The organism is Vibrio sp. S234-5, assembly GCF_000960595.1.
Classification (GTDB): domain Bacteria; phylum Pseudomonadota; class Gammaproteobacteria; order Enterobacterales; family Vibrionaceae; genus Vibrio.
On the sequence record NZ_JZAM01000017.1, the window covers coordinates 1 to 553 of the forward strand.

Sequence of the window (553 nt, forward strand, 5' to 3'; positions counted from 1 at the left end):
TATCAAGGCTCAAGAGTGGGTGTTGTTTGTTTACTTTAACGTTAACGAATTGTATATTCGTATGAATGTTATACGAAAGTCGTAAGGTTAAGGAATGAACACATTTAAGATCAGCGAGCTCGCGAAAGAGTTCGACATTACTACCCGAAGTATTCGCTTCTACGAAGATTTAGGTCTCCTAACTCCAGAACGTAAAGGCAACACTCGAATCTACAATGGTCGCGATCGAATTCGACTAAAACTGATTTTGCGAGGTAAGCGATTGGGCTTTTCTCTTGCAGATATCAAAGAGTTATTTGACCTCTACGATACCGATCAAAGTACTGAGCAGTTGAACTATATGATTCGTTTGATCGATGAGAAGAATGTAGCATTGCAACTGCATGCAAACGACATGCCAGCGGCACTGACGGTGGTAAACGCGGCACCGTCTGTCTCTTATACACATCTGACGCTGCCGACGATCCACCCGCCTTAGCCATCACTTGTCTGCGCATCACTGTCGACCCACAAAAGTTATTGCGTGGTTCAGACGCTTCTCTATTACCTCGCG

The 553-nt window shown here is 44.3% G+C and carries 1 protein-coding gene; it reads left to right on the top strand.

The window, feature by feature from the left end:
• The first annotated feature begins 94 nt into the window (after nt 1–94).
• The gene (locus tag UF06_RS00070; RefSeq protein WP_045568615.1) at nt 95–478 is read left to right on the top strand and encodes a MerR family DNA-binding transcriptional regulator; all 384 of its coding nucleotides are present in this window, start codon (nt 95–97) and stop codon (nt 476–478) included.
• Nucleotides 479–553: the final 75 nt, after the last annotated feature.